The following is a 10,868-nucleotide window of genomic DNA, read 5'->3' on the forward strand; positions in this document are numbered from 1 at the left end:
CCCCTTCTGGGCTTGTCAGCTAAACAGGACGAAACCCGCCTGCGGTTCGGGCAACACCCCATTTCACGCCGCCTGCACCGGATGGGTAGCCGTACACTTGCTAACGGCGCTGGCTGCCGCCTGATAGGCTGGGTCTTTCTTATGTCTTGATGTTGCGTTGCTACTCCCCGCCTGCGAAACATATGTACATATCAAATCATTATAGAGCCCAACAACCACATGATGGATTTTTCCTAAAAACTAACTATATTTGCAGTAAACCTGATTTATACGATGAAATTAAGACTATCCATTCTTATATTTAATCTGTTTCTTCTCATTTCGCCTACATTTTGTCAGCAGAAATGCTTCTTTGAACATTATGGGCCTGAAGACGGACTGCCACAGCATACAATAATGAGCATAGTGCAGGATAAGAAGGGGTTTATGTGGTTTTCTACATGGAACGGGCTCTGCCGCTTCGATGGCTATAACTTCTATACATATAGGATACAGCAGGGCGACAAATATCATATGCGGAGCAACCGTATAGACTTTATCTGTGAAGACAAATACGGCTATATATGGACGTTGCCTTACGATAATGAGCCACACCGGTTTGACCCCCATACCGAAGAATTTATGGGGATACGCTCCCAGAAGGGACACGATAAGCTTACATTTATCGCCACTCAGATAGTCACTATGCCATCGGGCAAGGTGTGGCTGCTTTCCGATAATATGGGGTGTGTATGCGTTACCGACTCCACGTTCAATATCGAGATTTACACCAAGGAAAATAACCGCATCAATGGAAACGCCGTACATGCTGTATACGAAGACAAGGAACTTAACTCGTGGATACTTACCAACAACGGCCTGTATTCGGTAACGGCCGAAGGCAAGATAAACAGCTATTTCACAGAGAAAAACCATGTAGAGACCGATTCTGCCCAAAACTTCTATTCGGTAATGGAACTCAGCGATAAGATATGGTTTGGCTCAGGAAACGGCAGGATATGGATATATGACAAAAAGAGTGGCAATTCGGAACTATTGCAGAGCGATTCGGAATCGGAAATCAGGCACATAGAGAATATAAACGGCAACCAGATACTGATTACAACACAGAATGACGGTTTCTATATCTGTGACCTCACATCCCGGAAGATGAACAAATATAACACTTCCAACCTCCCCGAAATGCGTATCAACCGGATATTATCTTCTTATGTGGATAAGTCAAAGAATATATGGTTCGAGATGGATTATGCAGGTGTGGCCAAGTTCAATCCCGAAACAAAAGCGTTCAGGCATTTTGAGCTAAAAACAGAAAGCTCCGTATCGAACGTATTCCCGTCTAATTTTTTCATTTTCGAAGATAAGGATAACCGGCTCTGGGTTCATCTCAGAGGAGGCGGGTTTGCATCGTACAATGCCGGGAGGGATGCGTTGATACCGTTCTTTAACGAACCATCTTCTCCCGACTGGCGATTCTCCAATATGATGCACGCGGCCTTTTCCGACAAGCAGGGCAACCTGTGGATGTGTACGCGTTCGCATGGGTTAGAGAAAGTCATATTCAGCAACGATGTATACAAGTCCATTACAGTAGACCCGAATATCCACTCCACAATCAATAACGATATACGAAGCATCTTCGAAGACAGCAGGCAAAACCTGTGGGTATCGACAAAAGGCGGCAAGGTTTTCGTATACGATAAGTCCCTTACCCAGAAAGGATACCTATGCGGCAACGGGCGCGTTGAATTTGGCAAACCATTAGAAGGCATTACATATTGCATTATCGAAGACAGCGACAAAAACATCTGGCTGGGCACCAAGGGCGAAGGCGTATACAAACTTACGCCTGACGGCAACGGTTACCACATAAAGAACTACAGATATTCCCCAAATAACCTTTACAGCCTCAGCAATAATAGCGTATACGCGATTTTCGAAGATAATAAAAAACGCATCTGGGTAGGGACTTACGGCGGAGGGCTCAATCTGCTGGACGAAAAAGAAGACCGTTTTGTAAACTATCGCAACAACCTGAAAAACTATCCGGCGCAATACGGTTCCCAGATAAGGACAATCCTCTCCGATAAATACGGAAACATCTGCATAGGAACCACCCTCGGCCTTATTATGTTCTCTCCCGACTTTGTCAATATAAACAGTATCGACTACAAATTCTATACACGGGTACCGGGAGACAATAACAGCCTTGGCGAGAATGACGTTTACGATATATGCACTACCCGAAAGGGTGAAACCTATATCGCCACATTCGGCGGAGGGGTAAACAAAATTGAAGACGTAGATGAAAAAGGATTCCCTGCAAAATTCACATCCTTTACTACCAAAGACGGGCTTCCCCTCGATGTGATACTCACTATAACGGAAGACAACAAAGGCAAATTATGGATTGCATCCGAAGGCAATATTACCAAATTCGACCCCGAATCAAAATCTTTTGAGACATACAGCGAGATAAACAGGTTGATAGACGGACAAAACTTCTCGGAAGGCGCCCGCTGGACAACCCGGTCAGGCATTGTTTATTTTGGTTATTCGAAAGGTGTATTGTCTATAGATCCGGACAATATAAACAGGCCGGACAAGGATACCTTTAAGCCTTATCTGGCACTGACCAAGTTCCAGATAGCCAACAAGGATGTGCCTATAGGCGACAATTCGCCACTCAAGCAGAACATTGACGACCTTAGTTATATTAAGCTAAATCATAAGCAGAATTTTATCAGCATCGAGTTTGTAGCCCTCGATTATATAGAGCCGAAGCGTATCACATACGCCTACAAGCTGGAAGGCTCTGACGCAGACTGGATTATTACAAAAAAACAGCGGATAGCCAATTATACAAACCTGTCTCCGGGAACATACACATTCAGGGTAAAGTCTACGAACAGTGACGGGATATGGATGGATAACGAACATGCCCTGACAATAGAGATCACCCCTTCATTCTGGCAAACAGGGTGGGCGTATTTCCTGTACTTCATCCTCGTTGTAGCCGTCCTCTACATCATACTGAGAGTGTTATTCATATTCTACCGCCTGAAGGATAAAGTAAAGCTGGAACATGAACAGACCGAAATGAAGACCCGCTTCTTTACCGATATTTCCCATGAAATCAGGACTCCGCTCACAATGATCGTTTCCCCGGTGGAGAATATCATCGAAAACGACCAGACCCCGAACGACATCAAATCGCAACTCCAACTGGTACTGAAGAATGCCAGCCGCATGCAACGGATGGTAAACCAGATTCTTGATTTCAGGAAGATACAGAAACAAAAACTGAATATACAGGAAACGGCAATAGGAGAATATGTATCCGACATTTGCAACAACTTCTCAAAAACAGCAGAGTATCAGAATATAAACCTGAAATTTGACGATAATACCAACGGTGAAAAAATATGGATAGACAGGGACAGCGTAGAGAAACTAGTCTTTAACCTCTTGTCCAACGCTTTCAAATACACCTTTGTAGAAAAGACCATCGAAGTAAATGTAAAGAAAAACATAAAAGACCGCACAGTATCTATCGAAGTAAAAGATGAAGGCAGCGGCATGAATAAAGAAGTACTGAATAAACTGTTTACCCGTTTTGCATCCTTCAACAGGGACAAAAGCAAACCCAGCACAGGCATCGGCCTGTCCATCGTAAAAGAAGTGGCGGACAAGCACCATGCTAAAATCAGCGTAGACAGCGAGATCAACGAAGGCTCCACATTTATTGTATCTTTCCCGATTGGCATAGAACAATTCAAAAATGACGAGAATGTTACATTTGTATATTCCGACACGGCAAAAGAAGAGACCGGCACCATAAAACCCGATATGGCTGAAGATAGTGCTCCCGGAAATACAGAAAAGCAGGCCAAAGAGGAAAAGCAAGACCAAAGTACTATCCTCATCGTAGAAGACGATCCCGATTTAAGGAGGTTCATCGTTACCATACTGGAACCTCATTACAATGTATTGGACGCCGAAAACGGGAAGCTGGGCTATGAGATTGCAGCTAAATCGATACCGGACTTTATACTGAGCGATATAATGATGCCGGAAATGGACGGGGTAGAGCTTCTACAAAAAATACGTTCGAATAACGACACCAGCCATATCCCTTTTATCCTGCTTACAGCTAAAACGGATATGGAAAGCAAACTGGACAGTCTGGAATACGGGGCTGACGATTATATCACAAAACCGTTCAGCGTAAAGTACCTCAAAGCCAGAATAGACAATATCATACGCCAACGCAAAAGGCTGTACGTTACTTACACCGATGCCCCCCGGCAAATACTGGCTGAGCCCCCGGCCGAAAGAGAAGCCTCGGCTGCATCGGAATTGAAAATAACGCCTCAGGATGAACAGTTTATAAAGAAAATAAAAGAAGAGGTTGAGAAAAATATAGATAACAGCGATTTTATTGTCGACGATCTGGCCGCTGCCATGGCTATGAGCCGGACAGTATTCTTCAAGAAACTGAAAAGCCTTACAGGTCTCGCACCTATCGAGTTTATACGCGATATTAAAATAAGGTATGCGGCAAAACTCATAGAAACCCAGAAATATACAATAAAAGAGGTATCCTTCATGATAGGCATATCGGATACAAAGTACTTCACGCAATGTTTCAAAAGCACCTATGGCATGACTCCGAGCGAGTATAAGAATAGCTTTAAGCAGTAACTCCTCTCCCAAACCCTCTCTAAAAGAGAGGGGGCACGCAAAGCGGTTCTTAAGTTATGAAAATAATTTAGAGTCTGTTTAAATTTTATAGCAAATCTTTTTTATAGCTATTTTTAGATTGATTTTATCATTTTTGCCAGCCGAACCAACGGTCAGCGGAGCTAATTAGCGGGCTAAACCAAGAGTAAAAAGGGAATTGAAAATCGGCGGAGCCAAAAAGACGCTAAAAAGAGCATAAAAAAATTGCTAAGAACTATTGACCTGAACCTGTAATAAAAATTTTCGCTAAAATTTAAACAGGCTCTTATTGCAACATTTCGCCTTTCAACCCCTCGCCCTTTGGGCACTCCCCTTCTGCGAGGGGAGAGTTCTGGTTTTTCATCTTTGGCTTAAATATTAAACAAATGATGAGAGATTAGCGACTGTCCCCTTTTGATAAAGGGGACGAGCGAAGCGGAGGAGTTAGCTTGTAAACTTATTAGAAGTAAGTACAGATAATCTTATTCTTAAATAAGAACCCCGTGGTTCATATCTGCTTTATTGGAAAACTCGTCACTAAAAAAATGCGGGGTGAAACTGTTTAAGTCAAATACACCCCCATATTTAATAAAAGCATCATTTATATTTGTTTGCAGGTGCCGGACACTCAGCTCCGGATTGGATAATAACCTGAAAAACAATGAAAAATATCGCTTTACTTCATCGGGCTTTGCTCTTTTTCTGTTCAATACTATTGATACAGGTAAACTTGCCAGCCCAGACAATATCCGTTAAGAATAATTCTGACAGGCAAATACAGGACTATACATTGGAAATTCCGGTAAATAACCTAAATTTGTCTTTTGGCAGCCATTCTGCCATTATAAACAATAAGCAAGTACCGATTGAGATTGTAACGGATATAAAAGGAGTGCAAAAAGCGATAATCCCCATTGACAAAATAGAAGCGGACATAAATTTGTCCTTCACAATAGACAAAGGAGACGCAGCAAATTACCCGAAGCGTACATACGCCGAACTATCGCATAAAATAAACAGGCCGCTTTATAACAGTAAGCAGGATAGCCTGTTTTCGTGGGCAAAACCAAATTACCTGGTGTTGCCGGGCGACTTTCGCGACCATTCATACTATATTAAATACGAAGGGCCGGGCTGGGAAAATGATAAGGTAGCTTTCCGCTTCTATCTGGACAACCGTAACGCGATTGATGTATTCGGCAAAAAGACCTCCGATATCATATTACCCGCTGTAGGCATAGACGATTATGAAAAATACCATCACATGTCCGACTGGGGCATGGACAACCTCAAGGTAGGCAAGGCATTGGGCATAGGCTCTATCGCGATATGGGATGGCGAAAAAGCCGTACGGGTGGAGAAAAAAGACAGCATGGTTTGCTACATTCCGGCAGACGGCAAAATCCGTTCGCAGGTAAAGACCATTTATTACGGATGGGACGCAAATGGCACCAAGTGCAACCTTACCTCATTGATTTCTATCGATGCAGGCAGCCGTGCCTCACACATGGAACTTTTGACGGATAAGAATATAGAAAACATCGCCACAGGCATTATTAAAAATAAAAAAGCCGAACTGATAGTGAGCTACGACAAAAACAGCAAATGGTCATATATCGCTACTTTCGGACAACAAAGCCTGAATAACGATATGCAGGGACTTGTGGTGTTTGCGCCCACACCCCAGATAAAGGAGATAACCGAAGACGGTCTTAACCATATAATGATATTCAATTCCTCTGACGGTTACATCGAATATTACTTTATGCCCACATGGGAACTGGACAAAGAACCGGTAAAAACCAAAGACGATTTGATACGTTGTATTAATGAAGTCTTAGATAAATTGAATAATCCTTTAGTAATCAGCAAATCTGATAATTAGGGATTAGCCAATGGCGCGAAGCAATTAATTCAGAATCTTATAATTTATAATTAAACACATACCCATGAAACAACTGAATAAAACAACCGTAGAAAAAAAAGATTTACCAGTAAGGATACTTCAATTCGGAGAAGGAAATTTCCTTCGCGCGTTTGTAGACTGGATGATAGATAAAGCCAATAATGCAGGGGTAATGAACCACGGCATTATTGCCGTACAACCGATAGCTCAGGGGCAGGAAATAGCGAAGATATTCAAGGCGCAGGACTGCATGTACCATGTATATCTGGAAGGGATAAAAGATAAAAAACCTGTAAAAGAGGTAGCTCTGGTAAAGAGCATTATGGATATAATGAACCCCTACTGCGAATATGCCGAATATGAAAAGCTTTTCCTGAGCGAAGAACTGGAAATGATTATTTCGAATACCACAGAAGCCGGAATACGCTACGAGGAAGGCGACGACCTGAACGCCAATCCGCCGAAGTCTTTCCCTGCTAAAATGACTGCGCTGTTGCACAAACGCTATAAAAAATACAACGGAGATATACATAAAGGCCTTCTTATTATCTGTTGCGAGTTGATTGAGGATAATGGCTCTACACTTCGGGAATATGTACTAAAACACGCAAAATTCAATCAACTCGAAGAAGGCTTTATAAACTGGGTAAAGACGGCCTGCCATTTCTACGACACACTGGTAGACCGTATTGTTCCGGGATTCCCTCGTGAAAATATCAACGAAATAAAGGAAGAAATAGGGTTTGACGACAATCTGGTTGTAAAAGGCGAATATTTCCATGTATGGGCAATCGGCGGCGACAGTATTATCAAAGAAAAATTCCCGCTGGACAAAGCCGGACTGAACGTCCTGTTTATGGATGATATCAAAGCCTTCCGTGCCAAAAAAGTCCGCATACTCAACGGCTCGCATACGGCAATGGTTCCTGTGGCGCTACAGCTGGGCTGCGAAACGGTGATGGACGCCTTCAATACGCCGGAAGTAGAATCTTATATCAACAAGATGGTTGCTGATGAGGTACTGCCATGTATAGACGAAGACCCGAATGAACTGAAAGAATTTGCGGCTAAAATACTGGAACGTTTCTACAACCCGTATCTGAAACATTACCTGAAAGATATTTCGCTAAACTCCATTTCGAAGTGGGAAACGCGCGATTATCCTACAGTATATGATAATTACAAAAAACGGGGTAAAAACGCGTATCTGACCACGTTCTCTTTTGCAGCTATGCTGGTGCTTTATTCAGGACAGTCGGCAGCGAAGAATTTTACGCCGAACGACACAGCGGAATTTATCGACTTCATCCAGAAATCGTATGACCGCAGTAACATCAAAGCGTGGGTTACGGGCATAGTAAACAATAAAGAAATGTGGAAAGAGAATTTTGCCGAAGTACCCCATTTTATAGATGAAGTATCTGCAGATGTGGAACTGATCCTTGAAAAAGGAATGTTGAACGCGCTCAAAGAAATATAATCGTATAAGGATAAATTTATCTATATATAGAGAATAAGAAAGTGAAAATGAAAAAAAGTAACAGCTAAAACACATAAAAAAACTGTCACTTTTGTCACCTTTTAGTTTTTCTTATCAGATTGCTTCTTATATAGATCGAATTGATGATTATTGATATTAAAAGAGGAGAATACAAATGAATAAATACTTGAAAATAGCGCCAACCGACAATGTCTGTGTAGCAATATCAGACCTGAATGAAGGGGAGGTGCTGAATATAGACGGGGCATCTGTCACTATTAAGGCTTCCATCCCCACAGGGCATAAATTTGCCATAAAGGAAATAAAAGAAGGGCAGGATGTGATAAAATACGGCTACCCGATAGGGCATGCCACGATGGATATACATACAGGGGAGCATGTGCATACGCACAATGTGAAGACGAACCTGCATGACGACCTGCAATACAGCTATATCCCCGTTCACCCGAAGCTGGATATCGCCAAAAGCGACCTGAAAATAAACGGTTACCTGCGCTACAACGGCGAAATGGGGATACGCAACGAACTATGGGTCGTACCCACTGTAGGTTGTGTAAACGGACAGGCTCAGGCAATCATCAACCGCATAAAAGCGGAACTGGATGTATCGCATATCGATGATATACGGGTATATACCCACAATTACGGCTGTTCGCAGTTGGGAGACGACCATGTGAACACCCAGAAAGCGCTGGCGGCGCTGGCCAAGCACCCGAACGCTGGCGGCGTATTGGTACTCAGCCTCGGCTGCGAAAACAACCAGCAGTCCGACTTTAAGAAAGTAATGGGCGAATGGGACGAAAAGCGTGTAAAATTCCTTATCTCTCAGGAGGTAGAAGACGAGATAGAAACAGGCTTCGAGATAATGAAAGAGCTTGTAGAGAATATGAGGAACGATAAACGTGAACCACTCCCGTTGTCCAAACTCAAAGTGGGGCTTAAGTGCGGCGGCAGTGACGGGTTCTCCGGTATTACCGCCAATCCCCTTGTAGGACAGTTCTCCGACTGGCTGATAGCTCAGGGTGGAACCAGCATCCTGACGGAAGTGCCGGAAATGTTTGGTGCGGAAACCATCCTGATGAACCGTGCCGAAACGGAGAAGGTGTTTAACGATACAGTGCTGCTTATCAACAACTTTAAGCATTATTTCCGCAAGTTTGACCAGCCAATATACGAAAACCCTTCGCCGGGAAACAAAGCCGGGGGTATTACCACACTGGAAGACAAGTCTTTAGGCTGTACACAAAAGGGCGGAAACTCGGAGGTAGTAGATGTATTGGATTATGCGCAGCCTGTTGCCAGGCATGGATTAAATCTGCTGAACGCTCCGGGTAATGACCTTGTGGCTGCTTCGGCCCTTGCCATGTCGGGTTGCCAGATAGTATTGTTTACTACCGGCAGGGGAACGCCATTCGGCTCGTTTGTTCCCACAATGAAGATTTCCACTAATTCCAAATTGTATAATTTCAAGAAGAACTGGATCGATTTCAACGCGGGCGCTTTGCTCGAAGGTAATAGTATGGAAGCGGTACTGGGCGATTTCATAAACTTCACGGTAGATATTTGCAATGGCAAGCATCTGAAGCATGAGGAAACAGGATTTAAGGAAATCGCGATATTTAAAACAGGTGTGACTTTATAGGTTTATACTGACTATATATTTAGGCTGCCGCCCACAGCTATTCATGAGGTTGTGGGCGGTTTTTTTGTTGTTTAGTATGTTGCTATACTTGGCTGTAGAGGCAGGGGGTTGCCTTCTCTAAATGGATATTATCTATAATTTGTTTAAGTAGGTATGTAAAACCCATTTATTATAGATAGAAAAAGTATGCGAAAAGTGTCACTTCTCTCTTTGTCTTTTTCTGAAAAAACGAATCTGCTCTGCCCCCTATTTAACCCCAAAAGAAAAACGACCGAAAATCATTACTGATAATCAGTCGCTTAGCTAAATACTTTGTTGTCTCATTAGGATTCGCCAAATATACAGGAATCCGTTTATGAGTCAATGTTTCAATATCTTTTTAAGAAGCTAGTCCCACGATTTTACCCATTGGTATATTGCAGTATTTTGCTATAGAATACATAAGATTGATAATATTCCAAAGATACGAAAAAAATATCTTTTGCTAGTATTACTGCTTCATTTTTCATTTCAACATTGATACATTCTCTTTTTATTCAGCCTCTGAATTCATTCCCTCTGTCCAGATTTTACGCAACGGCATAAAGAAACGTTCTAATAGGGATATATCGTCTGTAACAATATCCGCCTGAGCCTGCATTTCAGGTAAATAAGGAAGCTCCTTGTTGTAAGTAGTTCTTAATCCATCAGGCAATTCAATTTCCACTGTGTAATAATTAGTTCCTTCGGTGCCTCTAGTCGGAACCATTGATATATTTCTTACTCTTCCTTTAATAATACCATATTCATTATCTGGAAAATTCGTAAATCTGATATTTACTTTTTGCCCTGTCTTTACTTTTCCCGATCTAGCCAAAGGCATTTGGGCTTTTCCAATAATCTCATTATTGTCATGAGGAATAACAGTAAATACTATTTCTCCTGCTGTTATATTTTGATTCTTTACCCAATAATTAGTAAAAGTAACCTGACCATCTATTGGTGTTATAAGTGCATAATCTAACGTGAGTTCGAAATAAGGCACTACCATATTGCTAGTTGCTTATCCTCAATAATATCAACTCTGATAGATGGCTTCTTAGGCAAGAAACTATAAG

5 protein-coding genes are annotated in these 10,868 nt (G+C 42.3%); 4 read left to right on the forward strand and 1 reads right to left on the reverse strand.

All coding sequences use genetic code 11. The features are described 5' to 3' along the window. Positions 1-273 precede the first annotated feature (273 nt). The 4 genes from D0T84_RS13280 (at position 274) to D0T84_RS13295 (ending at position 9,771) form a co-directional block, all read left to right on the forward strand. Positions 274-4,704 carry a two-component regulator propeller domain-containing protein gene (locus D0T84_RS13280; RefSeq protein WP_163308345.1) on the forward strand — a complete coding sequence of 1,477 codons (4,431 nt, stop codon included), beginning with the start codon at positions 274-276 and terminating at the stop codon, positions 4,702-4,704. Between the two features lie 679 nt (positions 4,705-5,383). After that, positions 5,384-6,607: a DUF4861 family protein gene (locus tag D0T84_RS13285; RefSeq protein ID WP_163308346.1), complete on the forward strand. Its 1,224-nt coding sequence runs from the start codon at positions 5,384-5,386 to the stop codon at positions 6,605-6,607. A gap of 64 nt (positions 6,608-6,671) precedes the next feature. Further along, positions 6,672-8,108: a tagaturonate reductase gene (locus tag D0T84_RS13290; protein ID WP_163308347.1), complete on the forward strand. Its 1,437-nt coding sequence runs from the start codon at positions 6,672-6,674 to the stop codon at positions 8,106-8,108. A 175-nt stretch (positions 8,109-8,283) separates the two neighbouring features. Next, positions 8,284-9,771, forward strand: coding sequence for a UxaA family hydrolase (locus D0T84_RS13295; RefSeq protein WP_163308348.1), 1,488 nt, complete (start codon positions 8,284-8,286; stop codon positions 9,769-9,771). Positions 9,772-10,303: 532 nt separating this feature from the next. Here D0T84_RS13295 and D0T84_RS13300 read toward each other — a convergent pair. Next, entirely contained in the window at positions 10,304-10,801 is a 498-nt protein-coding gene (locus D0T84_RS13300) for an HlyD family efflux transporter periplasmic adaptor subunit (protein ID WP_163308349.1), read from the reverse strand. Positions 10,802-10,868: the final 67 nt, after the last annotated feature.

This window comes from Dysgonomonas sp. 521 (assembly GCF_010501055.1).
Lineage (GTDB): Bacteria > Bacteroidota > Bacteroidia > Bacteroidales > Dysgonomonadaceae > Dysgonomonas.

Excerpts from the sequence above, each read along its gene's own strand:
- D0T84_RS13290 (WP_163308347.1), top strand. The coding sequence starts at position 6,672 with ATGAAACAACTGAATAAAACAACCGTAGAAAAAAAAGATTTACCAGTA.
- D0T84_RS13295 (WP_163308348.1), top strand. The coding sequence starts at position 8,284 with ATGAATAAATACTTGAAAATAGCGCCAACCGACAATGTCTGTGTAGCA.
- D0T84_RS13280 (WP_163308345.1), top strand. The coding sequence starts at position 274 with ATGAAATTAAGACTATCCATTCTTATATTTAATCTGTTTCTTCTCATT.
- D0T84_RS13300 (WP_163308349.1), bottom strand. The coding sequence starts at position 10,801 with ATGGTAGTGCCTTATTTCGAACTCACGTTAGATTATGCACTTATAACA.
- D0T84_RS13285 (WP_163308346.1), top strand. The coding sequence starts at position 5,384 with ATGAAAAATATCGCTTTACTTCATCGGGCTTTGCTCTTTTTCTGTTCA.